General features: G+C 62.5%; 22 protein-coding genes and 1 tRNA gene. 16 read left to right on the top strand and 7 right to left on the bottom strand.

Annotated elements, in window-relative coordinates:
• The first annotated feature begins 127 nt into the window (after positions 1 to 127).
• The 5 genes from betI (at position 128) to betB (ending at position 6,432) form a co-directional block, all read left to right on the top strand.
• Complete coding sequence (gene betI, locus ACLGL5_RS18330; protein ID WP_019857087.1) at positions 128 to 718, top strand: choline-binding transcriptional repressor BetI; 591 nt, start codon at positions 128 to 130, stop codon at positions 716 to 718.
• Positions 715 to 2,244: a choline-sulfatase gene (betC, locus tag ACLGL5_RS18325; protein WP_069091724.1), complete on the top strand. Its 1,530-nt coding sequence runs from the start codon at positions 715 to 717 to the stop codon at positions 2,242 to 2,244. Before betI ends, betC begins: the two co-directional genes overlap by 4 nt.
• Positions 2,244 to 3,245, top strand: a complete 1,002-nt coding sequence (locus ACLGL5_RS18320; RefSeq protein ID WP_083246683.1) for a threonine/serine dehydratase family protein — start codon at positions 2,244 to 2,246, stop codon at positions 3,243 to 3,245. Before betC ends, ACLGL5_RS18320 begins: the two co-directional genes overlap by 1 nt.
• Entirely contained in the window at positions 3,238 to 4,890 is a 1,653-nt protein-coding gene (gene betA / locus ACLGL5_RS18315; RefSeq protein WP_019857084.1) for a choline dehydrogenase, read from the top strand. The genes ACLGL5_RS18320 and betA overlap by 8 nt, the downstream gene beginning before the upstream one ends.
• 78 nt (positions 4,891 to 4,968) lie before the next feature.
• Positions 4,969 to 6,432, top strand: a complete 1,464-nt coding sequence (betB, locus tag ACLGL5_RS18310) for a betaine-aldehyde dehydrogenase (RefSeq protein WP_069091722.1) — start codon at positions 4,969 to 4,971, stop codon at positions 6,430 to 6,432.
• A 7-nt stretch (positions 6,433 to 6,439) separates the two neighbouring features.
• Here betB and ACLGL5_RS18305 read toward each other — a convergent pair whose 3' ends face one another.
• Both ACLGL5_RS18305 and ACLGL5_RS18300 read right to left on the bottom strand, forming a co-directional pair.
• Positions 6,440 to 8,680: a mannose-1-phosphate guanylyltransferase/mannose-6-phosphate isomerase gene (locus ACLGL5_RS18305; protein ID WP_069091721.1), complete on the bottom strand. Its 2,241-nt coding sequence runs from the start codon at positions 8,678 to 8,680 to the stop codon at positions 6,440 to 6,442.
• A 41-nt stretch (positions 8,681 to 8,721) separates the two neighbouring features.
• Complete coding sequence (locus ACLGL5_RS18300; protein WP_019857081.1) at positions 8,722 to 9,621, bottom strand: LysR family transcriptional regulator; 900 nt, start codon at positions 9,619 to 9,621, stop codon at positions 8,722 to 8,724.
• Positions 9,622 to 9,722: 101 nt separating this feature from the next.
• Here ACLGL5_RS18300 and ACLGL5_RS18295 point away from each other — a divergent pair, with 101 nt between their 5' ends.
• From ACLGL5_RS18295 to ACLGL5_RS18280, 4 genes are all read left to right on the top strand, one after another.
• Positions 9,723 to 10,607, top strand: a complete 885-nt coding sequence (locus ACLGL5_RS18295; RefSeq protein ID WP_069091720.1) for an NmrA/HSCARG family protein — start codon at positions 9,723 to 9,725, stop codon at positions 10,605 to 10,607.
• A 75-nt stretch (positions 10,608 to 10,682) separates the two neighbouring features.
• A tRNA-Pro gene (locus ACLGL5_RS18290) sits at positions 10,683 to 10,759 on the top strand.
• Positions 10,760 to 11,177: 418 nt separating this feature from the next.
• Positions 11,178 to 11,630 (top strand): pyridoxamine 5'-phosphate oxidase family protein, encoded by a 453-nt coding sequence (locus tag ACLGL5_RS18285; protein ID WP_019857079.1) that lies wholly within the window; start codon positions 11,178 to 11,180, stop codon positions 11,628 to 11,630.
• A gap of 33 nt (positions 11,631 to 11,663) precedes the next feature.
• Positions 11,664 to 12,311: a DUF6064 family protein gene (locus tag ACLGL5_RS18280; RefSeq protein ID WP_069093364.1), complete on the top strand. Its 648-nt coding sequence runs from the start codon at positions 11,664 to 11,666 to the stop codon at positions 12,309 to 12,311.
• 177 nt (positions 12,312 to 12,488) lie between these two features.
• Here the strand turns inward: ACLGL5_RS18280 and ACLGL5_RS18275 are convergent, their stop codons facing one another.
• Positions 12,489 to 12,704: a hypothetical protein gene (locus ACLGL5_RS18275; protein ID WP_141700919.1), complete on the bottom strand. Its 216-nt coding sequence runs from the start codon at positions 12,702 to 12,704 to the stop codon at positions 12,489 to 12,491.
• Positions 12,705 to 12,874: 170 nt separating this feature from the next.
• Between ACLGL5_RS18275 and ACLGL5_RS18270 the strand changes: the two genes are divergently transcribed.
• The 5 genes from ACLGL5_RS18270 (at position 12,875) to ACLGL5_RS18250 (ending at position 15,703) form a co-directional block, all read left to right on the top strand.
• On the top strand, positions 12,875 to 13,381 hold the full coding sequence (locus ACLGL5_RS18270; protein WP_141700918.1) for a hypothetical protein: 507 nt from the start codon (positions 12,875 to 12,877) through the stop codon (positions 13,379 to 13,381).
• A 120-nt stretch (positions 13,382 to 13,501) separates the two neighbouring features.
• A complete protein-coding gene (locus ACLGL5_RS18265) occupies positions 13,502 to 13,783 on the top strand; it encodes a hypothetical protein (RefSeq protein WP_069091719.1) in 282 nt (93 codons plus the stop codon).
• Between the two features lie 593 nt (positions 13,784 to 14,376).
• Complete coding sequence (locus ACLGL5_RS18260; protein ID WP_038652355.1) at positions 14,377 to 14,592, top strand: hypothetical protein; 216 nt, start codon at positions 14,377 to 14,379, stop codon at positions 14,590 to 14,592.
• A gap of 4 nt (positions 14,593 to 14,596) precedes the next feature.
• Positions 14,597 to 15,034, top strand: coding sequence for a hypothetical protein (locus ACLGL5_RS18255; protein ID WP_038645501.1), 438 nt, complete (start codon positions 14,597 to 14,599; stop codon positions 15,032 to 15,034).
• Positions 15,035 to 15,358: 324 nt separating this feature from the next.
• Positions 15,359 to 15,703: a hypothetical protein gene (locus ACLGL5_RS18250; RefSeq protein WP_069091718.1), complete on the top strand. Its 345-nt coding sequence runs from the start codon at positions 15,359 to 15,361 to the stop codon at positions 15,701 to 15,703.
• A 46-nt stretch (positions 15,704 to 15,749) separates the two neighbouring features.
• Here the strand turns inward: ACLGL5_RS18250 and ACLGL5_RS18245 are convergent, their stop codons facing one another.
• The 4 genes from ACLGL5_RS18245 to ACLGL5_RS18230 all read right to left on the bottom strand — a co-directional run bounded on the left by ACLGL5_RS18245 (position 15,750) and on the right by ACLGL5_RS18230 (position 21,179).
• The gene (locus tag ACLGL5_RS18245; RefSeq protein WP_069093363.1) at positions 15,750 to 17,369 is read right to left on the bottom strand and encodes an ABC transporter ATP-binding protein; all 1,620 of its coding nucleotides are present in this window, start codon (positions 17,367 to 17,369) and stop codon (positions 15,750 to 15,752) included.
• Positions 17,370 to 17,386: 17 nt separating this feature from the next.
• Positions 17,387 to 18,508 (bottom strand): ABC transporter permease, encoded by a 1,122-nt coding sequence (locus tag ACLGL5_RS18240; RefSeq protein WP_069091717.1) that lies wholly within the window; start codon positions 18,506 to 18,508, stop codon positions 17,387 to 17,389.
• Complete coding sequence (locus ACLGL5_RS18235) at positions 18,501 to 19,424, bottom strand: ABC transporter permease subunit (protein WP_069091716.1); 924 nt, start codon at positions 19,422 to 19,424, stop codon at positions 18,501 to 18,503. The genes ACLGL5_RS18240 and ACLGL5_RS18235 overlap by 8 nt, the downstream gene beginning before the upstream one ends.
• A 162-nt stretch (positions 19,425 to 19,586) precedes the next feature.
• Positions 19,587 to 21,179: a peptide ABC transporter substrate-binding protein gene (locus ACLGL5_RS18230; RefSeq protein ID WP_019857068.1), complete on the bottom strand. Its 1,593-nt coding sequence runs from the start codon at positions 21,177 to 21,179 to the stop codon at positions 19,587 to 19,589.
• Between the two features lie 283 nt (positions 21,180 to 21,462).
• Between ACLGL5_RS18230 and ACLGL5_RS18225 the strand changes: the two genes are divergently transcribed.
• Both ACLGL5_RS18225 and ACLGL5_RS18220 read left to right on the top strand, forming a co-directional pair.
• Complete coding sequence (locus ACLGL5_RS18225) at positions 21,463 to 21,909, top strand: TadE/TadG family type IV pilus assembly protein (RefSeq protein WP_019857067.1); 447 nt, start codon at positions 21,463 to 21,465, stop codon at positions 21,907 to 21,909.
• A complete protein-coding gene (locus tag ACLGL5_RS18220) occupies positions 21,910 to 23,679 on the top strand; it encodes a Tad domain-containing protein (protein ID WP_019857066.1) in 1,770 nt (589 codons plus the stop codon). It begins immediately after the preceding gene.
• Positions 23,680 to 23,706 lie beyond the last annotated feature (27 nt).

Genomic DNA, 23,706 nt, shown 5'->3' with positions numbered 1-23,706 from the left:
AACATTCTCGCCCAGACCGGGAAGGGCCGGAACAGGACAATCGCTTGGTACAGGTCGCGCTCACGTCGATTTTTTGTTGATTGACCCGTCAATAAAAAATAATCTCCGCGCAAAGATCGGAAACAGCATGCCAAAAGTCGGAATGGAGCCACTGCGCCGCAAGGCGCTCATCGACGCGACGATCTCGGCGATCGGCGAGCGCGGCTCGCTTGACGTGACCATGTCCGAGATCGCCGGGCGCGCCGGTGTGTCCTCGGCCCTTGCCCATCACTATTTCGGCGCCAAGGACGAATTGCTGTTCGCGACGATGCGGCACATCCTCGCCGAACTGGCCATCGACATGCGCCGCGCCCTGCAATCCGCCAGGTCCCCGCGCGAACGCGTTTCCGCCGTGGTCGCCGTCAACTTCTCCGACATCCAGTTCCAGGCCGAAACCATCGCCGCCTGGCTTGCCTTCTACGTCGAGGCGCAGAAATCATCGGCGTTGCGCCGATTGCTCAAGATCTATGCGCGGCGGCTGCATTCGAACCTGATGAGCGGGCTGACCGGCATCCTGCCCAGGGCCGAGGCCGACCGCGCCGCCGAAGCGACAGCGGCGATGATCGACGGGCTCTACATCAGGCGTGCGCTGAAGGATGGCGTGCCCAACGCCGCGACCGCGATCGCGCTGGTCGAGGACTATCTCGAAACCAAACTCGGCGAGCGGCAAAAACAGTGACAGCGAAGCGACCCAATTTCCTGATCGTCATGGTCGATCAGCTCAACGGGACCTTTTTCCCCGATGGGCCCGCGGATTTTCTGCATGCGCCAAACCTCAAAGCGCTCGCGGCGCGGTCGGCACGTTTCAGGAACAATTACACCGCCTCGCCGCTCTGCGCGCCAGGCCGCGCCTCGTTCATGAGCGGCCAGCTGCCGTCGCGCACCGAGGTCTATGACAACGCCGCCGAATTCGCCTCGTCGATCCCGACCTTTGCCCATCATCTGCGCGCCGACGGCTATCACACCGTGCTGTCGGGCAAGATGCATTTCGTCGGACCGGACCAGTTGCACGGCTTCGAGGAGCGGCTGACCACCGACATCTATCCCGCCGATTTCGGCTGGACGCCGGACTACCGCAAGCCCGGCGAGCGCATCGACTGGTGGTATCACAATCTGGGCTCGGTGACCGGCGCCGGCGTCGCCGAAATCTCGAACCAGATGGAATACGACGACGAAGTCGCCTTCCACGCGGTGCAAAAACTCTACGATTTCGCGCGCATCTCCGACGATGCGGCGCACCGGCCCTGGTGCCTGACGGTTTCCTTCACCCATCCGCACGATCCCTATGTGGCGCGGCGGCAGTACTGGGATCTCTATGGGGATTGCCCGGCGCTGGAACCCGAAGTGGGTTTCATCCCCTATGACAGCCAGGACCCGCATTCGCAGCGGCTCTACAAGGCGTCCGACTACGACAGTTTCGACATCACGGCAGAACAAATCCGCCGCTCGCGGCGCGGCTATTTCGCCAACATCTCCTATCTCGACGACAAGGTCGGCGAACTGCTGTCGGTGCTGGAACGCACGCGCATGCTCGACGACACGATCATCCTGTTCTGCTCAGACCATGGCGACATGCTCGGCGAGCGCGGCCTGTGGTTCAAGATGTGCTTCTTCGAGGGCTCGGCGCGGGTGCCGCTGATGATCGCCGGCAAGGACATTTCCGCCGGCCTGATCGAGGCGCCGGTCTCCAATCTCGACGTGACGCCGACGCTGTGCGATCTCGCCGGCATCGACATGAGTGCGATCGCGCCATGGACCGACGGCCAGTCGCTGCTGCCGCTGCTGAATGGCAAGCCGCGCACCGCGCCGGTGCTGATGGAATACGCCGCCGAGGGCTCCAACGCACCGTTGGTGGCGATCCGCGAAGGCCGCTACAAGTTCGTCCATTGCGAGATCGATCCGCCGCAACTCTATGATATCGAAGCCGACCCGCATGAATTGAGCAATCTTGCCGCCGATCCGGCACATGCCGATCTGGTGACGGCTTTCCTGGAAAAGCTGCGCGCACGCTGGGACATGGCAGCTTTCGATGCCGCAGTGCGCGCCAGCCAGGCGCGGCGCTGGGTGGTCTACCCGGCGCTGCGCAACGGCACGCACTACCCCTGGGAATTCCAGCCGCTGCAGAAGGCCTCGGAACGCTACATGCGCAACCACATGGATCTCAACGTGCTCGAAGAGCAAAAACGCTTTCCGCGAGGCGAATGATGGCAGGCCTTCTCGTCCCTTCGCTGGCCCATCTCAAACAGGCCTATGCCGTCACCTCCAGGGCGACGCAGATCACGCCGCTGCTGGAATCGACCGCACTGGCCAGGGAGACCGGTGCTGCCCGTGTTTTCGTCAAGCCGGAATCGCTGCAATGGGCCGGATCCTTCAAGATACGGGGCGCCTATTGGCGGCTGAAGCGGCTGTCCGCCGACGAGGCGAGGAACGGCGTCGTCGCCTATTCCTCCGGCAACTTCGCGCAAGGCCTGGCGGCCGCCGGCCAGGCGCTCGGCATTCCCGTCACCATCGTCATGCCGATCGATGCGCCGGCCGCCAAGCGTGACGCGACGGCGGGCTATGGCGCGCGCGTGGTGCTGACCGATCACGGCGAGCGCGCGCGCGAAGAGGTCGCCGCCGCCAAGGCGCGCGAGATCGCGGAAACGGAAGGGCTGGCCCTGCTGCATCCCTTCGACGATCCGGAGATCGTCGCTGGCCAGGCTGGCGCCGGCCTTGAAGCGCTCGACCAGCTTGAGGCCAAGGACGCCAGCGCCGACCTGCTGTTCTGCTCGGTCGGCGGCGGCGGGCTGATCGGCGGCGTTTCGCTCGCCTTCCACTATCTGTCGCCGGCGACAGAGATCATCGGCGTCGAGCCCGAAGGTTTTGATGGCATGGGCTCGTCGCTGGCGCATGGCAGCATCGAGACCATGCCGATAGGCCCGAAGTCGATCTGCGACGGGCTGATGTCGCGACGGCCGGGCGACGCGCCGTTCGCGGCGGTCAAGACCGCAGGTGTTCGCGGCATCACCGTCGACGATCAATCGGTGCGGCGTGCCATGCGGAACGCCTTCGAGCGGATGAAGCTGGTGCTGGAGCCGTCCGGGGCTGCGTCGCTGGCGGCGCTGCTCGGCGGCAAGGTGGACGTGGCGGGTAAGACCGTCCTTGTTGTGGCTACCGGCGGCAATGTCTCGCTCGCCGATTTTATGGCGCATATGAACCATGCTTGAAGCGGATTTCGTTATCATCGGCTCCGGCTCGGCCGGCTCGGCCATGGCCTATCGCCTGTCGGAAGATGGCAAGCATTCGGTCATCGTCATCGAATACGGCGGCAGCGATATCGGGCCGCTGATCCAGATGCCGTCGGCGCTGTCGATCCCGCTCAATATGAGCCTCTACGACTGGGGTTTCGCCAGCGAGCCGGAACCGCATCTCGGCGGCCGCGTCCTTGCGACGCCGCGTGGCAAGGTGATCGGTGGCTCGTCCTCGATCAACGGCATGGTCTATGTGCGCGGCCATGCCCGCGACTTCGATCATTGGGCCGAAGAGGGTGCAACGGGTTGGGGCTTCGCCGACGTGCTCCCCTACTTCAAGCGCATGGAGGACAATGACGGCGGCGAGGACGGCTGGCGCGGACATGGCGGGCCGCTGCATGTGCAGCGCGGTTCGCGTAAAAATCCGCTCTACGGCGCCTTCGTCGAAGCCGGCCGTCAGGCCGGGTTCGAGCTGACCGACGACTACAACGGCTCCAAGCAGGAAGGTTTCGGGCCGATGGAGCAGACCATAAGCGGTGGCCGCCGCTGGTCGGCTGCGTCAGCCTATCTGAAGCCGGCGCTCAAGCGGAAAAACGTGAGTCTGGTCAAGGGCTTTGCCCGTCGGGTGATCATCGAGAATCAACGCGCCATCGGCGTCGAGATCGAGGCTCACAAACAGATTCAGGTCGTTAAGGCGCGACGTGAGGTGATCGTTGCCGCATCGTCGATCAACTCGCCCAAGATCCTGATGCTGTCCGGCATCGGACCGGCCGAGCATTTGCGCGAAAACGGCATTGCCGTGGTGGCCGACCGGCCCGGCGTCGGCCGTAACCTGCAGGACCATATGGAACTCTACATCCAGCAGGAATCGACCAAGCCGATCACGCTGAATTCGGTGCTCAATCCATTCTCGAAAGCGCTGATCGGCGCGCAGTGGCTGTTCTTCAAGTCGGGCCTCGGCGCGACCAACCATTTCGAGGCGGCGGCCTTCGTGCGCTCACGCGCCGGCGTCGACTATCCAGACATCCAGTATCATTTCATCCCGGCGGCGGTGCGCTATGACGGCAAGGCGGCGGCGAAGTCGCACGGCTTCCAGGCGCATGTCGGACCGATGCGGTCGAAATCGCGCGGCGCGGTGACGCTGCGTTCGCCGGACCCGAAGGCAAAGCCGGTGATCCGGTTCAACTACATGTCGCATCCGGACGACTGGACCGAGTTCCGCCACTGCATCCGGCTGACTCGCGAAATCTTCGGCCAGTCGGCGTTCGACGCTTTTCGCGGCCAGGAAATCTCGCCGGGCAGCCATGTGCAGTCGGACGATGATCTTGACGTCTTCATCCGCGACCATGCCGAGAGCGCCTACCACCCCTGCGGCACCTGCAAGATGGGCCGCGCCGACGACGTGATGAGTGTTGTCGATCCGGAATGCCGGGTCATCGGCGTCGACGGGCTGCGGGTCGCCGATTCCTCGATTTTCCCGCGCGTCACCAACGGCAATCTCAATGCGCCGTCGATCATGACCGGCGAGAAGGCGTCCGACCACATCCTTGGCCGCACGCCGCTGGCGCCGTCCAACCAGGAGCCATGGATCAATCCGCGCTGGCAGGTGTCGGACAGATAGAGCATGATCCACCTGTCAGATTGAGCCGTCCCTAGATTGAGCCGTCCTTTTTGGGGCGCAGACATTCGGAGACTACCCATGCGCGCCCAGCCCACGGCATCGCACTATGTTAACGGACGCTACATCGACGACGAGCAAGGGGCGCCGCTGCCGGTCATCTATCCGGCCACCGGCGAGACCATCGCCATGCTGCGTTCGGCGACGCCGAATGTGCTGGAACTCGCCGTCGAGGCCGCGCGGGCCGCGCAGCCGGCCTGGGCGCGGCTGAAGCCGGTCGAGCGCGGACGCATCCTGCGCCGGGCCGCCGACATCCTGCGTGCCCGCAATGCCGATCTCGCCCGCATCGAGACGCTCGACACCGGCAAGGCGATCCAGGAAACGCTGGTGGCGGACGCACCATCGGCCGCGGACTGCCTTGAATATTTCGGCGGCGCGGTCGCCGCCTACAATGGCGAGGCCGTCGATCTCGGCGGGCCCTTCGCCTACACGCGGCGCGAGGCGCTTGGCGTCTGCGTCGGCATTGGCGCCTGGAACTATCCGATCCAGATCGCCGGCTGGAAATCGGCACCGGCGCTCGCCATGGGCAACGCCATGGTGTTCAAGCCGTCGGAAAACACGCCGCTTTCGGCACTGGCGCTGGCCGAAATCTACAGCGAGGCCGGCCTGCCCGACGGGCTGTTCAACGTCGTGCAGGGCTATGGCGACGTTGGCGCGGGCCTTGTCGGCCACGATGTCGTCGCCAAGGTCTCGGTCACCGGCTCGGTGCCGACCGGGCGCAAGGTGCTGTCGCTTGCCGGTTCGAAGATGAAGCACGCGACGATGGAGCTCGGCGGCAAGTCGCCGCTGATCGTCTTCGACGATGCCGACATCGAAAACGCCATTGGCGGCGCCATGCTCGGCAATTTTTACTCCACCGGCCAGATCTGCTCTAACGGCACGCGGGTCTTCGTGCAGAGCGGCATTCATGACCGCTTCGTCGAGCGGCTGGTCGAGCGGACGAAGAAAATCCGCATCGGCGACCCGCTCGATCCCGAAACGCAGATGGGACCGCTGGTCTCCAAGGCACAGCATGAAAAGGTCGTCGGCTATATCGCGGTCGGCAAGCAGGATGGCGCTGTTCTGGCCTGTGGTGGCAACGTGCCTTCGCTGCAGGGTTTCCAGGGCGGCTTCTTCGTCGAACCGACGGTGTTCACCGGTGTCACCGACACGATGCGCATCGCCCGCGAGGAGATTTTCGGACCTGTCATGAGCGTGCTGAAATTCGACGGCGAGGACGAGGTGATTGACCGCGCCAACGACACCGAATTCGGCCTCGCCGCCGGTGTCTTTACCCGCGACCTGCCGCGCGCCCACCGCGTCATCGCCGAATTGCAGGCCGGCACCTGCTGGATCAATGCCTATAATCTCACGCCGGTGGAAATCCCCTTCGGCGGCTTCAAGCAGTCCGGCATCGGCCGCGAGAATTCGCTGGCGGCATTGGCGCTCTATTCGCAGCTGAAATCGATCTATGTCGAGACTGGGGACGTGGCGAGCCCTTATTGAGCCGAACCTAGACCGCCTTCTTCGCCGTCCCATCCAGATACTGCGTCAGGGCGGAGACCAGATGATAGAAGATGCTGGCCGGCACGTCGGCCGCCAGCGAACGGCCGCGTTCGTCGACGCGATCGATCCAGAGGCCCAGCGGCGCCGGGTCGATGTGCCAGCGGAAAAGCCGGCCGACACGGGCTTCGATCTCGGGCTTCAGGTCGGGACCACCTGAGCCGTCCAACGCGATCGCCGCCTTGATGGCTTCGGCCTGCGGCCAGCTGCGCGAGATCAGGTCGAGCGGCAGGCCCTGCCTGGACACGGCGCCATAGGCAAGGCCGGTGGCCCGGTTGAGGCCGTTGGCGATGGCCGAAGCGTAAAGTTTCCTGGCGAAGCCGCTCAGTTCGGCCTGGCCGCTGCGTTCGGCGAAATCGACCAGGAGCGAAGCCCATTCGAAATGATGGCCTGGCTCGGTCCAGCCCCCTTTTTCGCCGGCGGCCGGTTTCCATTCGGCATCGAAATATTCGCCGAGCGTCCAGCTCTCGGCGTCGAAGAAATGGCTGCGGAAGAGGTCGATGATGCGAGCCGCGCGGCGCAGATGGGCGCGCTCGCCGGTCGCCTGATACCAGGCGAGGAAGGCCTCCAGCAAATGCATGTGTGGGTTTGAGCGCCGCGCACCCTCTCCGTCCGATGTCTCGAGGAAGCCGGTCATGCGGCTGTCCTCGAGATGTGCGTCGAGGAAGGCAAAGGTTTCCTCACCGAGCCGCAAGGCATCGGGATTGCCCGACATATGCGCATGCGCCAGCGCCAAGAGCACGCAGGAATGATCGTAGGCGTCTTCCGTGGCGTCGGCGACAGCACCGTCGACGTTCAGCGTGCGCACCCAACCGCCGCGTTCGGTGCGGCCCTTCCCTGCCATGAAGTCGATGCCATGCGCGATCAGACGCTCGGCCGGGCCAGTCCAGCCGCGCTCCTTGGCAACCGCAAAGGCATAGACCTGACGGGCCTGCGTGCGCATGCGCTTCGGCTTCATCAGCGGGGAACCGTCGAAGCCAAGCGCTTCATGGAAGCCGCCATGGCGCTCGTCGACGCCGGATGTCGACCACAGCGGCAAGGTTTCCTGGAACAGCCAGTGGTGCACGCGCCGCCGCCAGGCGCCGCTTTCGATGACGCGATTGTGCGCCGGGGTGAACCGGGTTTCCAGCCGGCCCGATTTCTCGAGCTGCTCGACCACCTTCTTGACATGCTGGCTGTGGCTGACCGGGGCGACGAAAGTGGCATCGGCCGTCGAAACGATGGCGACGTCCTTCATGCCGATCGCCGACAAGAGGCGCCCTTCGCTGCGGATGTAGGAGTTTTCGCAATCGATGGCGACGACATCGCCGACAATGACATTGCCCTGGTCGTCGGCAGGGCCGACATCGAGCAGCGACTGCCAGGAGCCGAGATCGTTCCAGCGGAAACCGGCGGGCACCATAGCGATGTCCCGCGCCCGCTCCATGATGGCATAGTCGATCGAATTGGACGGGATGGCCGCGTAGAGCTCGAGCGGCATGTAGAGGCCGGACAGATCCGATGTCGCCGCCTTGTAAGCGGCTTCGGTTGCCTGCCAGATGTCCGGCTGGAACACGGCGAAAGCGTCGCGCATGGCAGCGGCGCGAAACAGGAAGATGCCGGTGTTCCAATAGAAGTTTCCGGCTTCGAGATAACCCTGCGCGGTCGCCAGGTCCGGCTTTTCGACGAAGCGCGAAACGTCTGATACCCCGCCCTTCTCGGCGGAGACCTCGATATAGCCATAGCCGGTTTCGGGTTGCGTCGGCTTGATGCCGAACACAACGAGCCGGCCGGCGCGCGCCGCCTCGGCGCCTGCCTCGACGCTCTGCCAGAATTGCCCTGCCGTCGATATTTCGTGATCCGACGGCACCACCAGCACCAGGCTGTCGCCGAATTCGGACAAGGTGCGCAGCGTTGCAAGGGCCACCGCCGCGGCGGTGTTGCGCCCTGTGGGCTCGAACAGCGGACCGCCGCCGGCAAGATCGAGGCCGGCGAGATCGGCATGGACGCGGTCGGCGTGGCGCTCCGAAGCGATCAGGAAGATCGGAGTTTGACCGTCGGGCCTTGCCGCCAGGCGGCGCAAGGTCTTGGCCAGCATGGAGCCATCACCCGAAAAATCGTGAAACTGCTTCGGATTGTCCTCGCGCGACAATGGCCAGAGCCGCGAGCCGACGCCGCCGCTCATGACAAAACTGACGATGCGCTGACTCATTGGGGTCTCGCTGAGAAGTGGGTCGGAGGTAGCAGACATGCTTAAGCCGTGTTCGCCCGATTGGAAATCCGCTCGACCGCCAGGTCGATGAAGGCCTTAACCAGGGGTGAAAGGTGCCGGCTGCTGGGAAAGAGAACGTGCAGGCCGCCGGCCGGCGTCGTGTAGCCGTCGAGAACGCGCCGCAACCGCCCCTCGTTGATCAGCCCGTCGGCCATCGGCTGGGGCAATTGGGCGATGCCGAAACCCGCGAGCGCGGCCGCCACCACCGCCTGCATCTCATTGGCGGCGAATCGCCCGGCGACCACGACAGTTTCCTGGCCCTGTGGTCCATCCAGCACCCAATGAGCGCCTGAGACCGACGGGCCCGCGATGACGCATCGATGGCGGGCAAGATCGGCCGGGCCTTCCGGCATCCCGTAGCGTGCGAGATAGTCATGGCTGGCGCAGAGCAGCCTGTGCGTGGAACCCAGCTTGCGAGCGATGAGCGTCGAATCCTCAAGCCTTCCGGTGCGGAAGGCGAGGTCGATGCCGTCTTCGATCAGGTTGAGCTTGTCGTCGGTGAGGCGCAGCTCGACATTGGTCTTCGGGTACAGGGTCAGAAAGTCGACCACGGCGCGGATGAGGAAGTGACCGCCAAAACCAACCGGGGCCGAAATGCGGATCGTGCCCAAAGGCTCCGCCCTCGCCTCCGCAAGACGCAGGTTCGCCTCCTCGATCGTCCGCAGCCCCTGGCTGCTTTGCTCATAGTAGAGACGCCCGGCATCCGTCAGGTTGAGGCTGCGTGTGGTGCGCTGCAGCAGCCGCACACCGACCTCACGCTCGAGCGCGGCGACACGGCGGCTGACGGTTGTCTTGGGCATGGCCAGCAGGCGAGCTGCAGCGGTGAAGCTGCCGGCTTCGACGACGCGGGCAAATACGACGACATCGTTGAGATCGACCATTGTATTCATTATCGAGACAACATTTCCCAATTATAGGCAATTACGCATCAATGAGATAGAACCTAATTTTGCTCCTGACAAACCGACAAGGAGCAAATGAGATGACCAGCAAACGAAGCATTCTTGTGACCGGCGCCACAGGCCAGCAAGGCGGCGCCGTTGCGCGCGCCCTGCTGTCCAGGGGCCATCGCGTCAAGGCTCTGACGCGCAAGCCCGACAGCGATGCCGCACGGCAACTGGTCGCGGCGGGTGCCGAGGTCGTGGCCGGCGATCTTGCCGACGCAGCCTCCATCGTGCGGGCCGCAAAAGACGTCGACACCATGTTCCTGATGGGTAACAGCTACGAGGCCGGACTTGAGGAGGAGACCCGTCAGGGGATCCTTGCCGCCGACGCAGCGAAGGCCGCCGGCATCGGACACCTGATCTATTCATCCGTCGCCGACGCCGACAAGCAGACCGGAATTCCACATTTCGAAAGCAAGTATCTGGTCGAACAACATGTCAGGCAGCTTGGCATTCCCCATACGATCAGCGCGCCGGTCGCCTTCATGGAGAACGCCGTCGCACCGTGGTCTACCGGTGCGCTCAGCCAAGGCACTCTTGCCTTCGCCATGCCGCCGAAGCGTGTCCTCCAACTGGTTGCGCTGGCGGATATCGGCGCCTTCGTCGCCGCGCTCGCAGAGCGGCGGGAACAGGTGTTCGGCAAGCGCTATGACTTCGCCGGGGACGAATTGTCCGGCGAGGAGCAGGCAAAAATCCTGACCAAAGCCATCGGCCGTCCGATCCGCTATCAGGAGATCCCGATCGCTGCAGCCCGCCAGCAGAGCGAGGACGCGGCACTGATGTTCGAATGGTTCGATCGCGTGGGTTACGACGTCGATATCGCTGCCTTGCGCAGGCAATTTCCCGAGGTGCGGTGGCACGGTTTTGCCGACTGGGCGCGCGCGTTCGACTGGAGCGCCAGCGGCCTGCGCAGCGAAAGCTGATGAAATGCGACAGAAGCGCTGCCATTGCCGCTTGCAGGAATGAAGTGTGGCGGCTATAAGCCCGCCGTCTGGTCACGGAGTGTAGCGCAGCCTGGTAGCGCACCTCGTTCGGGACGAGGGGGTCGCAGGTTCAAATCCTGCCACTCCGACCAGAAAAAACAGACACTTAAATATCTGTTTCTCCCGATACCCCACAGGTTGGGATCGCGTTTCGCGCCCAGCGGGAGCGTAACCCTATTTCCTTCCTGCTCTCTGCAATGCTGCTCTGCGGTGTGCCGATCGTTCTGGACGGCGACACGATCGTGCTCGATGGGACGCGTGTCCGAATCGCCAGTATCCACGCCGTGAGATCCATCACTTCCATTGCGATGCGGAGCTGCCGCTTGGGTCAACGTCATCGCCGCCACCGCCCGGCCTTACAGCCAATACCGTGCTGACGCATGATAGGGTTGCGGGGCAGTTTGGTGCCGCAAGCTCATCTGCCGCGCTGGGTCTATTTGACCCGCATCAAAGCTGGCCGATCCCCGTTTGCACTACCATGGCCACGTCCTGCTGTTTTGGGGATCGACCATGGATCAGAAAATCAGAGACACAATTCTCAATCTGTTGAGCACGCACCGTATCATGACGGTTGCCACTTTACGGCCTGACGGCTGGCCCCAGGCCACCACCGTGGGATATGTGAACGATGGCTTGACCCTCTATTTCCTGTGCGGTCTTGAGAGTCAAAAGGCCAAGAATCTGGCGAGGGACAACCGGCTTTCCCTCACGATTGACCATGACACCGCCGATCTGATGGCGATCACTGGCCTGTCGATGGCAGCCCACGCCGAACCCGTGCTGGACCGTGCCGAAGCGGAGAAGGTTCTCAGCATGTTGCCGTTGAAATACCCGGACGCCCCGCCCTTGCCGATGAAGATGCCAGGCCCGGATGAGGTTCGGATATTTCGGGTGATGCCGACGATCGTTTCGGTGCTCGACTACACCAAGGGCTTTGGACACACGGACCTTGTCGCCTACTGACGCAACGCCTTCCTGCACAGTTTGGACATGAACATGCCATTCGGTGTCGAACAGTTCTTTGCAGTCTTCACCGCTTACAACAGGGCGATCTGGCCGACCCAGATTGTCGCCTATGCCTTGGGCGCGTTTGCCGTCGGTGCGATATTGAGCGGTCGTTCTCCTGCCCGCGAAAGGATCGTTTTCGCTGTCCTGTCATTTCTGTGGGCATGGAATGGGGTGGCTTATCAGTTGCTGTTCTTTTCGCCGGTCAATCCGGTGGCAAAAGTATTTGCCGGGCTGTTCATTGCCCAGGCCGCTCTCTTCGCTATGTATGCCGTCATCGGTCCTCCAGAACTCAGATTCGAGCTTCGATCGGGCTGGCAATCAATTGCCGGCTTAGCGCTGATCCTATATTCGTCGCTCGTCTACGAAATTCTTGGGATAGCGGCCGGCCATGGCCTGATGAACGGACCGTTGTTCGGAGTGGCGCCGTGTCCAAGCACGATCTTCACGATCGGCTTGCTGTTGCTGCTTAGAGGTCGATCTGTGATGCCGCTGTCGGTGATCCCTGTCATCTGGGCCTTGATAGGCACCGGTGCGGCGCTGATGCTTCAAGTCCGCGAAGATTTCGGCCTCGCAATAGCGGGCCTTATTCTAAGCGTCAGTCTCACTTCCGACTGGCTGCGATACCCACAATCGTGATGAGTGAAAGCTTCGCCGCCTAGCGCGCGAGCCGAGCGGGAACAAAACTGCCGCTGTGAACAACACATGGCGGCAACCAAGGGAGCCCCGGAGCAGCGCCCTCCGGTTATCGCCAACGCATTGCGGCAGGTGGGGTTGTTGAAAACGCCGACGCATTAGGCCGCTGCAGTCTGTCGGTCATCGGGAATGAATTTTCATTCGCCGCGCGGCATTGAACAACGCCGCGCCATTTGCCTCGATCCTGTCTACGAGTTCGCTGGCTTGGTCCGCGCTGATGCCTGTTTCACTGGACAGGAACCAGACGCGAAACCTCCTGTCTTCAGGTGGAAAAGGGACAGTAACCTCCTTGCCATCGTTTTGCTCTTCTGCCGATAGCCCGCGGCGCTTTCGCATTGTCCGCTTCGGCGACGGAGGGTCGATGGACATAGCTGACGTCGCGCTTATCGCAGGCCGAAGAAGCTCAATATCGCTATGACGATGACCACCGCTCCGACGAGCCAAATGATATTGTTCATGATCTTTCTCCGTTGCCTGGAAAAGCCCGCGCCTGTGGTGGAGGAGCGTTGGCCGACCAGCCGTTCCCGACTGATCTTCAGGAGACCCCAAGCGATGGTGTCTCCTGCAAGGGAGAACTATTAGGCAAGCCTAATGTTCCATCGCTTGGCAAGATCGAGAAATGGCCATGCAATTGCTTTTATATTAGCTGCGCTGCATGTTTCTCTGAGGAATGCCAGAACGCCGGTGACATAGGAGCCAATATGAAAAGACTGGTTTTCGCAGCAGCGGTGTTTGCATTTGCCTGCCATTGCGCGCCCTCTCGGGCGGACGATGAGCGGTCATGCCAGATCATGGCAGCCGCAGCCCTGCTTTCCGGGAAGACCAACTGCAGAGACGGCGACATCGCCACCATCTCCGGCGTCACCACCAAAGAGGTGCCGGAAGCGATAGCCAGGTATTGCGATTTTTGGGCACAGATCGTCGTGCTGCCCGACGCGAGCGCGTCCGATGCATCGAGCCATTTCGTCCTTTGCAAGTACCGTCAGCGAGAGGCGGCCCCTTCCCAGCCTTAGCCCATACGCTTCGTCCACTCGGTCTGCCGCAGGCGGTTCGACGGTCCTGGGATACCCGGAACCAAGGGCCTAGCAGCAGTTATCCAACGAAGGGCTAATCAAGGTAACGGAGAAATTGCAATGAAATCAATGATCATGTGCGCTTTGACGCTTTCCATCGGGTTGCCGGCTGTGGCTTCGGCGGCCGAAGCCGACGTAATCATCAGGACTCACCATCGCCACCACAGCAACGTCAGGATCATCAACGAGGACGGTCAGCGACTGCATCACCGCCACCATGGTACGGTGGCTTTCTACGATCACGGCCGCCGGCATCATCGCCCCGACGCCGTCGTTGTTACGAGTTCGGTCTACAAGCACCATCACCGCCGCCCCGTGGTGATCCAAAACAACGATTACTGATCGACCCAAGGCCCGGCTCGTTGTAGCCGGTCCTTCTGCATGGAATCTGACATGTCGCTGGTGACCTGGCGTGCCGACACACGGCATCATCAACGGACCGTCCTGTGAATACGATGCCATTCAGCCTCTCCGAAAAAAGGTCGAGGAATCTCGCCACGTAGGCTGGAATGCCGGCTACGGCGCCTGCAGATATTTAGGGTTCGCCCGCCACGCGGACGTGGCGGGCGAACCCTATTGGCGCAGGAAGGGACGTAGCTGCGCCAATCTGCCAAATACTCTCGGATGGTCAGCCAAAGGCTATTCCAATCGCCATGAAGGTGATGGGCATGGCGAAGATTACCGCGAGCAACCAGCGCGCTTGGCCAACACTCTTGTCCATCAGCCTCCTCCCGAACGTGTAGCCGACAACGGCCACGAACGGTGGCTGTTCCAAGCAGCACCACAGGCAGGACCATTGCATTTTGCAGCCGGACCAAAGTCCGGCTCTCTATCGGACCGAAGCCCAGCTAGGGAACGTTTTCGCTGCGACCCTGTTTCAAGTGGTTGGGCGCGGGGACGATCAAACGAGGAAGCGAAACTGGATGAACGTCACCATGTCTGGCAGTGAGGCCATACAATCCGATGTCTTGGGGGTGCGCGTAGCTGACCTCAAGGTCAGAATGCGGCAGGCCCGGATTACCATGAGCGAAATGAAGACCTTCCAAAAGGTCGCGGCCATGATGGTCGACGGAAGAGGCAGCATTGACGGCGACGACTTGATCGCCGCGTCCTTCGTTGCGGACATGTCCCTGGACGAGAAAACGTTCTGAGACCATGCGGACAATCAGCAAGCTTTTTGATTCCCACGCCGAAGCCGCCCAGATTGCTGGAGAGCTGGTGGCGGTCGGTGTTCCTCGCGTTCAGGTTGCCATTATCGGGCCCTACCAGGACGAACTAACAGTCCTAAGGTCTCCAAGTGTCATCCTTTGTGCCGTCGGTGCGGCATTGGCTTGCCTGAGCGCCCTCGCGGTCTACGGCGTCAGTTCTGTTCCGGCCGGACTGCCGGCAACAGCACTGGTTTGCGCGGTCTGCGGCGGCGGTGCCGGCGGGCTGCTCGGTGCCTTCATGACTACAGCGGCAAGGTCGGATGATCGGAGCGTTGCCGAGGGCATCGTCTTGGTGACGGCGCATGTCGATGAAAATGAAACCGGCATCGCCCAGGCTGTGCTGGGCGGTTGCGATCCCACCGCATTCATCGCCGAAGCAGCCTGACTTTCAGGCAGGCTGAACGAACGGCGCGGCATGACGGCCGGGCGCCACAGCAGCGCGAGCCGCTGAGATCGCGCCGGGGCAAGGATCGAGGAAAGGCCGCCCCGGCGTCAACCGGGGCGGACTCTCTTCGTTTCCAGTGATTGAAATTAGACACTCGACGGACACCAACTTCAGGTGGCCGAGAACGTTCCCACATCGGCTGGCCCGGTGGTCCCACGCCCGTAGGGCTCCTTTCGCGAGCCCAATCTTTGACGAAATAATCGTCGGCTCCAGATAGTTCGGTGGATATGATGAAGCCAGTGAAACGGTGAGCCGGGTGTGGATATGAATTTGATCGCGACGACGACCTCGACCCCGACTCTTGTGCTTGCAGTGCTTCTCGTTACCGGCTGTTCGTCGATCGGCAGGACCGCCGATCCGGCGACGTACGATAAGATGAGCTGCGCCGAGCTCAACAGCGCGCTGGGTGAGAACGCCATCGAAATCTCACAAACCGCCATCACCCGCGGCAAGGTCGCCAACACCAGTGTTCCGCGCTGGCTGCTTGGTGGTTCGCGCGTGAAGACCGCCGTCGCCAATCGTGAGACCGCCAGGATCGATCGGCTGAAACAGCGGCAGGATGCCATTGGCGCCGTGCGGGCGCGCAAATGCTCCAGGTCAGTGGGCTGAGCGAACGGACGCCGCCGTGATGATTGCCCTCACCTGAAGCGACGTCTCAGGCGCTCAGCCGAAAGCGCGTCACATCGATCGCCGCATTCATCAGCGTCTGCGTGTAGGGCGCTTGCGGGTTGCTGAAGATTGCCTCGGTCGGCCCCTCCTCGACGATCTTGCCCTGCTTCATGACGATGATGTAGTCGGCCATGGCGCGCACCACGGCGAGGTCGTGGCTGATGAACAGGTAGGACAGTTCATGGTCCGCCTGCAGCTTGCGCAGGAGTTCGACGATCTGTTTCTGCACCGAGCGGTCGAGCGCCGAGGTCGGTTCGTCCAGCACGACCATTTTGGGCTTCAGGATCATGGCGCGGGCAATGGCGATGCGCTGCCGCTGGCCGCCGGAGAATTCGTGCGGATAACGGTTGCGGGCGTTGGGATCGAGGCCGACTTCAAGCAAGGCCTCGACCGCGCGCTGGTCGCGCTGCTTGCCTGAAAGGTTGGGCTCATGCACCAGCAGCCCTTCGGTGATGACTTGGCCGACGGTCATGCGCGGCGACAGTGAGCCGAACGGATCCTGGAAGACGAGTTGCATCTGGCGCCGCAGCGGCCGCATCGCCTGGCGGTCGGCGGTCGAAATGTCGCGATCGCCGAAACGGATCAAGCCATCGCTCGGCAGCAGCCGCAGCAGGGCGCGGCCAAGGGTCGATTTTCCCGAACCGGATTCGCCGACAATGCCGATGGTCTGGTTACGCTGCAGCCGGATCGAAATGTCGTCGACGGCGCGCAGCATCAGCGGCTCGCCGGCCAGAAACCCGCCGCCGATCCTGAATGTGACCTCGACATGCCTGCCTTCGAGCACCACGGGGGCATTGGCGGGCGGCGGCGCCTTGCTTCCCGTCGGCTCGGCCGCCAGCAGCATCTTGGTATAGGCGTGCTGCGGGTTGGCGAAGATCGCTCCCGCCTCGCCCTCCTCGACCACCTCGCCCTGGCGCATGACATAGACGCGGTCGGCGAAGCGCCGGACGATGCCGAGATCGTGGGTGATGAAGACGATGGCCATGCCGAGCTTGCGCTGCAATTCGGCGAGCAGCATCAGGATCTGCGCCTGAATGGTCACGTCGAGCGCCGTGGTCGGCTCGTCGGCGATCAGGATGTCCGGATCGTTGGCGAGCGCCATGGCGATCATTACCCGCTGGCGCTGGCCGCCGGACATTTCATGCGGGTAGGATTTCATCCGCCGCTCCGGATCGGGAATGTGCACCAGCCGCAAGAGCTTGAGCGCCTCTTCGCGCGCTTCGGCGGCATTCAAGCCGCGATGCCTGCGGATCGGTTCGATCAGCTGATTGCCGATCGAATAGAGCGGATCGAGCGAAGTCATCGGCTCCTGGAAGATCATGCTGATCTTGGCGCCGCGGACCTTATTCAGGTCGGATTTGCTCAGCGTCAGCAGGTTGCGGCCACGATAGTCGACGCTGCCCGTGGCCTCGCCGTTCGAGGCGAGCAGGCTCATCGCCGCCATCATGGTCTGGCTCTTGCCGGAACCGGACTCGCCGACCACGGCGACGGTCTCGCCCGCATTGACGTGGATGTTGATGCCCTTCACCGCTTCGACCGCGCCGTCGAGCGTGCGGAAGCGGACGCGCAGGTCCTTGACGCTGAGGATCGTTTCGGGAGTGGCCATGTCAGCGGTGCCCATCTTTATCGATCTCTCGGGTCGAGCGCGTCGCGCAGGCCATCGCCGACGAAGTTCAGCGCAAACAGCGTCGAGACGAGGAAGAAAGCAGGAAACAAGAGCAGCCAGTTGGCGGTGCCGATGTTCTTGGCGCCGACCGAAATCAGCACGCCCCAGCTGGTCATCGGCTCCTGGACGCCGAGGCCGAGGAACGACAGAAAACTCTCCAGGATGATGACCTGCGGCACCAGCAAGGTCATGTAGATGACGACCGGGCCGAGCAAATTGGGAATGACGTGGCGCAGCAGGATGCCGCGCTGGCCGACGCCCATGGCTTCCGCCGCCTGGACATATTCCTGGCGGCGGATCGACAGCGCCTGGCCACGCACGATGCGCGCCATGTCGAGCCACAGCACCGCGCCAACCGCCAGGAACATCAGCACGAAGTTGCGGCCGAAGAACACCACCAGCATGATCACGAAGAAGATGAATGGCAAGGAATAGAGCACATCGACGATGCGCATCATCACCTCGTCGATCCTGCCGCCGGAGAAACCCGCGGCGGCGCCATAGATCACCCCGATCACCACCGCCACGACACCGGCGAGCAGGCCGATGGCCAGCGAGATGCGCCCGGCCATCAACGTGCGCGAGAGCAGATCGCGGCCGGTGTTGTCGGTGCCGAACAGGAAATATTGCTGCTTGACCGACGCGCTCATGGTCGCTTCGAGCCCGTCGGGCGACTTGCTCTCGATCTTGGTGTCGTCAAAGGCATCGGAGCGGTCAAGGTAGCGGATATTGCGGTCATCGATCGGCTTCGTCGACTTGACAGTGACGAAGACGTGATCGCCCTCCTGGTGCCATTCCTTGATATCGACCCGCATGCGCTTGATCGCATCATTGAGCGCGGACTCGATCATGTCGGGCTTCGGATAGGCTGACAGGCTTGGCGGCATCCGCACATAGTCGGCATAGATGGTCGTGTACTGATGCGGCACGAACCAGGGGCCGAACACGCTGACGAGCCCGATCAAGGCGAGGTAGTAGAGGCTGAACATGGCAGCGCGGTTGGCCTTGAGGCGCGCCCAGGCATCGCCCCACAGCGAGCGGCCGACGATAGCGGGAGCAGCGGCTGCGATGTCAGTCATAGCGCACCCTCGGGTCGACGACCGCGTACATGACGTCGACGATCAAGTTGAAGACGATGGTGAAGATAGCGATCACCACCACCGTTCCCATAACCAGCGTGTAGTCGCGATTGAGCGCGGCATCGACGAAGTAGCGGCCGACGCCGGGAATGGAGAAAATCGTCTCGACGATGACGGAGCCGGTCAAAAGGGCCGCCGCCGCCGGGCCGGTGAATGAAACGATCGGCAGGATGGCGCCGCGCAAGGCGTGTTTGACCACAACCGACCAGTCGGAAAGGCCGAGCGCGCGGGCGGTGCGGATGTGATGGGAGCGCAGCGATTCGATCATCGAGCCGCGCATGAGGCGGGCGACGATGGCGATCTGCGGCAAGGCAAGCGTCAGCACCGGGCCGACCTTGTTGATGAAGGCGCCATCGCCCCAGCCGCCGATCGGCAGGAGCTTCCAGGTCAGCCCGAAGAGAAGCTGGATCACCGGCGCGATGACGAAGGTGGGGATGGTGCTGCCGGCCGTGGCCAGAGCGATCACCGTATAGTCACCAAGCTTGTTCTGGTTGAGCGCGGCAATGGTGCCGAGCACGGAACCGAGCAGCAGTGCCAGGATCAGCGCCGAGGCGCCGAGCTGCACCGAAATGGGCAGGCCCTTGGCGAACAGTTCGGTGACGGTGAAATCCGGCATGTTGTAGCTCGGGCCGAAATTGCCACGCAAGAGATTGCCGAGATAGTGGACATATTGCAGCCAGAGCGGATCGCTGAGGCCGAACTGGGCTTCAAGATTGGCCTTGATCTCGGGGCTTAGCCCCCGCTCCTGGTTGAACGGCCCGCCCGGCGCCACGCGCATCAGGAAGAACGCCATCGTCACGATGACGAACAGCGTCGGTATGGCGGTCAAAAGCCGCCGGAATACATATCGCAGCATAGGTGCCCCACTTGATCCGGAACACGCCTGTCCGATTGGACCATTGTGCTCCAGCCTTCAAATCTTCGCACCGGATTTTCCGAAAATCGATTGCGCTTCCCGGCCGATGCGATGGCAAACCACCACCGCCGCGCACGAAGTGCGCGGCGGCTTGGCCAGGGATCAATCCTTGCTGACGAAACGCGACGGATGGACGTCCATTACATTGTCGACGAAGCCATGCAGCTTCGAGGACACGATGTCGTGGTAGCTGTAGTAGAGCAGCGGGATCTGGCCGACATCGTCGACGAGAATGCGCTCGGCCTCGGAGAGCTCCTTCATACGCTCCTCGGGCTTGCCGCCGGCGGCGGCTGCCTTGTCCATAGCTGCTTCATAGGCCGGGCTGTTGTAGTTCGAGTAGTTGTTGCCGCTCGCTTTGCGCGAGATGCCAAGGAAGGTTTCCGGATCCTTGTAGTCGGCGATCCAGGCGGCACGCGCCACGTCATAGTCGCCCTTCTGCTCGAGGAAGGAGTAGTGCGTCTTGGTGTCGGTGTTGAGCAGCGTGACGTCGACGCCAAGCGGCTTCAGCTGTTCCTGGATGGCGACCGCAGTGTTCTTGTGGTTCTCCGAGGTGTTGTAGCGGATTTCCATCTTCAGCGGATGTTCGGGCGTGTAGCCGAGTTTCTCGAGAATTTTCTTGGCTGCGTCCTCGCGGTCTATCTGCGGCATGTCGGCATATTTGGCCATCGCGGGCGTGTAGCCCTCGATGCCGGGAGGCACCATCGAATAGCCGGGCAGCATCGAGTTCTGCCAGACCTTTTCGGCAATGAAGTCGCGGTCGATCGCCATCGAGATGGCGGTGCGCAGTTCAGGATTGTTCCAGGGCGCCTTGTCGGTCTTGATCGCATAGTAGTAGGTGCCGAGATACGGGCCGACATGGATCTGGTCGCCGAACTTGGTCTTGAGGTCGGCGAGCTGCTCGGTCGGCAGATCGTCATAGCTGTCGAGTTCGCCTGCCTCGAAGCGCTTCATCGCCGATGAGCGATCTTCGGTCGGGATGTAGTTGACCACGTCGAACTTGACGGTCGCGGCATCCCAGAATTTCGGATTCTTGACCAGCTTCATGTGGTCGTTAGGAACCCATTCGGCCAGCGTATAGGCGCCGTTCGAGACCAGCTTGCCGGGCTTTATCCAGTCGGCGCCGAGCTTTTCGATCGAGGCCTTGCTGACCGGATAGGTCGCCTGGTGAGTCAGCATCTCCAGGAAGTAAGGCGTCGGCGCTTTGAGCGTCACTTCCAGGGTGGTGGCGTCGATCGCCTTGACGCCCATGTCCTCGGGCTTGCCCTTCTTGGTGTTGACGTCCTCGGCACCCTTCACCGGATACAGCATCGAGGCATATTCGGCGCCGGTCGCCGGGTCTTCCAGCCGGTGGAAGGCGTAGACAAAGTCGTCCGCCGTTACCGGGCTGCCGTCCGACCACATGCCGTCCTTGCGCAGCTTGAAGGTGTAGACAGTGCCGTCATCCGACACCGTCCAGCTTTCGGCGGCGCCCGGAATGAGGTTGGCCTTCTGGTCCTGCATGACCAGGCCCTGGAACAGGTCACGCAGCACATTGGCTTCATAGACCGTCGAGGTCTTGTGCGGGTCGACCGATTCCGATTCGGCGGCGGTGCCCCTGTTGTAGACGCTCTCGGCGAACGCCGGCGAGTAGAATGCGCCGGCGGCTACCGCCATGGTGGTGGCGAATACCGTCGCCTTCAGCATGTTTTTCAGCATGAAGTTCTCCCTGTCGGCGCTGCCGTGGGCGCGCCTTTGAGTGTTGACGCCCCGGAACCGATGCCTGGTTCCTTTGAGCGCGCCGCCGGTTCCCCCCGGCAGCTGGTGGCAGGAGACTAGACAGGAGGTAAGCTCTTTTCAACCGAGTACTGATTGACCCTAAGTCAATCCTCAGAATCGAAGAAGCAACAGCTAAATTAGAGCGGCCTTTTCAATCGCACGCATCTGCAGGTTGCACCGAGAGTTTTCGCTTTCTGCATGCGAACTTTGGCATGTTGGCATCATGGTTCAGAAGCTCATTTCCATGCTCCGAAGACGCGCGTTCCGAACAGACAATTCGGGGACGTCGGCGGTCGAGTTCGCCCTGCTGTCGCCGATTTTTATCCTTCTTCTGCTCGGAATGGTTGCGTACGGTATCTATTTTGGTGCCGCCAACTCGATCCAGCAGATCGCGGCGGATGCCGCCCGGACGGCTATAGCCGGGCTGAACCAGACCGAGCGGCAGACGCTCGTGGCCGCCTTCCTCGCCAACAATGCCGGTGGATACCCCTTCGTGGACGCCAGCAAACTGACCTATCAGGCCAATGACAGCGTGGCCGACGGCAGCCAGTTCGTGGTGTTGATTTCGTACGATGCGCGCAACCTGCCGATCTGGAATCTCTTCCCGGGCATAGCCTTGCCGGGGACCACCATCAAGCGTCAGTCAACGATCAGGGTTGGGGGTATCTGAATGCTGCAGCGTGCCGGCAAGGGCATCGGCCGGCTTGCACGGTCGATGATGGGGGACAGGAGGGCGAACTTCGCAGTGATGACCGCGCTGAGCGCGCCGGTCGCGCTGGCTCTGGCGGCTGTGGCCATCGATGAAGCCTCCATCTACTCCGAGCGCCGGCAGGCCCAGGCGATGGTCGATCTGGCGGCGATCACCGCCGCGTCGAACATCAACAATGTCAACACCGCGGTCGTCACCACGCTCACCGACAACGGCATGCCGGGTGTCGTCGTTCAAGCCTCTGGCCAGACCATTGCCCCGGCCGTCGGCAAGACGGTGGTGACGGTCACGCAAGGCCGATACGCCTCGACGACCACCAATGTCACCCAGCGCTTCCAGGCGGGCGTGACACCCTACAATGCGGTGCGTGTCACGCTGGCGAAAGTGCCCGCCCGCTATTTCGCGAGCTCGCTGATCCCCACTCCGGTCATCGGCACCCAGGCCACGGCCAGCATGACGCCGCAGGCGGCATTCTCGGTGGGGTCGAGACTGCTCAGCGTCAATGGCGGGATCCTCAATGCTTTGCTGAGCGGGCTCCTCGGCGGCAACATCTCGCTCAGTGTCATGGACTATAACGGGCTGATCTCGGCCGATGTCAGCGTCTTGTCGTTCATCAGTGCGCTCGCCACACAATTGAACATCACCGCCGGCACCTATTCGGACGTACTGGCCTCGAAAGCGACTGTCGGCCAGATCGCCACCGCCATGGCCAACGTCCCTGGCCTTGGCAACACGGCCAAGGTTGCCCTGCAGACCATCGCCTCCAAGTCGACCAGCACGGTCAAGATCCCGCTCTCCAGCCTTGTCGATCTCGGCTCCGTCGGCAGCCTGGGCCTCGGGCAACAGCCGTCCGGCTTCGGCGTCGATGCAAGCGCCATGGGAATGCTGACCGCCGCCGCTGTGCTCGCCAACGGCACCAACCAGGCCGCGGTAGATCTCGGCGCCACCATCCCGGGACTGCTCTCGACCAAGCTCAACATCGCCATCGGGCAGCCGCCGCAATCCTCGCCGTGGCTCGCGGTCGACGGCATCGGCACTGTCGTGCGCACCGCCCAGACGCGCATCAAACTGACGGCCTCCGTCGGTGTCGGCACGCCCGGCCTCGGTGGCGGCATCAGCCTGCTCGCCGTCAACCTGCCGCTCAATGTCGAAGTCGCCTACGCCGAAGCCAAGCTGACCGACATCACCTGTCCGGCAGGGCCTTCCAGCATCAGCGTTTCGATCGCGGCGCATCCGGGCGTTGCCCAACTGAACCTCGCCAACAGCAACAATCCCTCCGGCTTCGCCGATTTCAGCCAGCCGCAGACCTTCACCGATGCCGACATCGCGGATGTGAGCCTCCATCTGCTGCTGATCAACATCCCGCTGATCCAGGTGATGGGATCGGCCGCGACCGCGATCACCAACAACAGCCCACAGACCTTGACCTTCAACGCAACCGACATCGCCAACAAGACGGTGAAAACCGTTTCGACGCGCAACATCTCGCAGTCGCTCACCACGTCGCTGGTCAACAACCTGTCGCTTTCGGCCAATGTGCTTGGTCTCGGTATTGATCTCAGCTCCCTGCTCGGAACGGTCAAACCGGCAGTGGTGACCCTGCTCAACACCGTAACGGCGCCCGTCGACGACTTGCTCTACAATGTGCTGTCAGCGCTGGGAGTCGGCGTCGGCCAAGCCGACGTGCGCGTCACCGGCGCGACCTGCGGTCGGGCGGTGCTCGTTCAGTAAGGTTTTCGTGGCCAAGCGGGTCGCCTG

The organism is Mesorhizobium sp. U510 (genome assembly GCF_059180695.1).
This window is presented reverse-complemented; position numbering and strand designations above follow the sequence as displayed.

Bases quoted from the DNA above. Each gene is read 5' to 3' on its own strand.
- ACLGL5_RS18225 (WP_019857067.1), top strand. From the start codon at position 21,463: ATGGTTCAGAAGCTCATTTCCATGCTCCGAAGACGCGCGTTCCGAACA.
- betI (WP_019857087.1), top strand. From the start codon at position 128: ATGCCAAAAGTCGGAATGGAGCCACTGCGCCGCAAGGCGCTCATCGAC.
- ACLGL5_RS18280 (WP_069093364.1), top strand. From the start codon at position 11,664: ATGCCATTCGGTGTCGAACAGTTCTTTGCAGTCTTCACCGCTTACAAC.
- ACLGL5_RS18275 (WP_141700919.1), bottom strand. From the start codon at position 12,704: ATGCGAAAGCGCCGCGGGCTATCGGCAGAAGAGCAAAACGATGGCAAG.
- ACLGL5_RS18285 (WP_019857079.1), top strand. From the start codon at position 11,178: ATGGATCAGAAAATCAGAGACACAATTCTCAATCTGTTGAGCACGCAC.
- ACLGL5_RS18230 (WP_019857068.1), bottom strand. From the start codon at position 21,179: ATGCTGAAAAACATGCTGAAGGCGACGGTATTCGCCACCACCATGGCG.
- ACLGL5_RS18235 (WP_069091716.1), bottom strand. From the start codon at position 19,424: ATGCTGCGATATGTATTCCGGCGGCTTTTGACCGCCATACCGACGCTG.
- ACLGL5_RS18250 (WP_069091718.1), top strand. From the start codon at position 15,359: ATGAATTTGATCGCGACGACGACCTCGACCCCGACTCTTGTGCTTGCA.
- ACLGL5_RS18265 (WP_069091719.1), top strand. From the start codon at position 13,502: ATGAAATCAATGATCATGTGCGCTTTGACGCTTTCCATCGGGTTGCCG.
- ACLGL5_RS18295 (WP_069091720.1), top strand. From the start codon at position 9,723: ATGACCAGCAAACGAAGCATTCTTGTGACCGGCGCCACAGGCCAGCAA.
- ACLGL5_RS18320 (WP_083246683.1), top strand. From the start codon at position 2,244: ATGGCAGGCCTTCTCGTCCCTTCGCTGGCCCATCTCAAACAGGCCTAT.
- ACLGL5_RS18255 (WP_038645501.1), top strand. From the start codon at position 14,597: ATGCGGACAATCAGCAAGCTTTTTGATTCCCACGCCGAAGCCGCCCAG.
- ACLGL5_RS18245 (WP_069093363.1), bottom strand. From the start codon at position 17,369: ATGGCCACTCCCGAAACGATCCTCAGCGTCAAGGACCTGCGCGTCCGC.
- betB (WP_069091722.1), top strand. From the start codon at position 4,969: ATGCGCGCCCAGCCCACGGCATCGCACTATGTTAACGGACGCTACATC.
- ACLGL5_RS18260 (WP_038652355.1), top strand. From the start codon at position 14,377: ATGTCTGGCAGTGAGGCCATACAATCCGATGTCTTGGGGGTGCGCGTA.
- ACLGL5_RS18240 (WP_069091717.1), bottom strand. From the start codon at position 18,508: ATGACTGACATCGCAGCCGCTGCTCCCGCTATCGTCGGCCGCTCGCTG.
- betA (WP_019857084.1), top strand. From the start codon at position 3,238: ATGCTTGAAGCGGATTTCGTTATCATCGGCTCCGGCTCGGCCGGCTCG.
- ACLGL5_RS18300 (WP_019857081.1), bottom strand. From the start codon at position 9,621: ATGGTCGATCTCAACGATGTCGTCGTATTTGCCCGCGTCGTCGAAGCC.
- ACLGL5_RS18220 (WP_019857066.1), top strand. From the start codon at position 21,910: ATGCTGCAGCGTGCCGGCAAGGGCATCGGCCGGCTTGCACGGTCGATG.
- ACLGL5_RS18305 (WP_069091721.1), bottom strand. From the start codon at position 8,680: ATGAGTCAGCGCATCGTCAGTTTTGTCATGAGCGGCGGCGTCGGCTCG.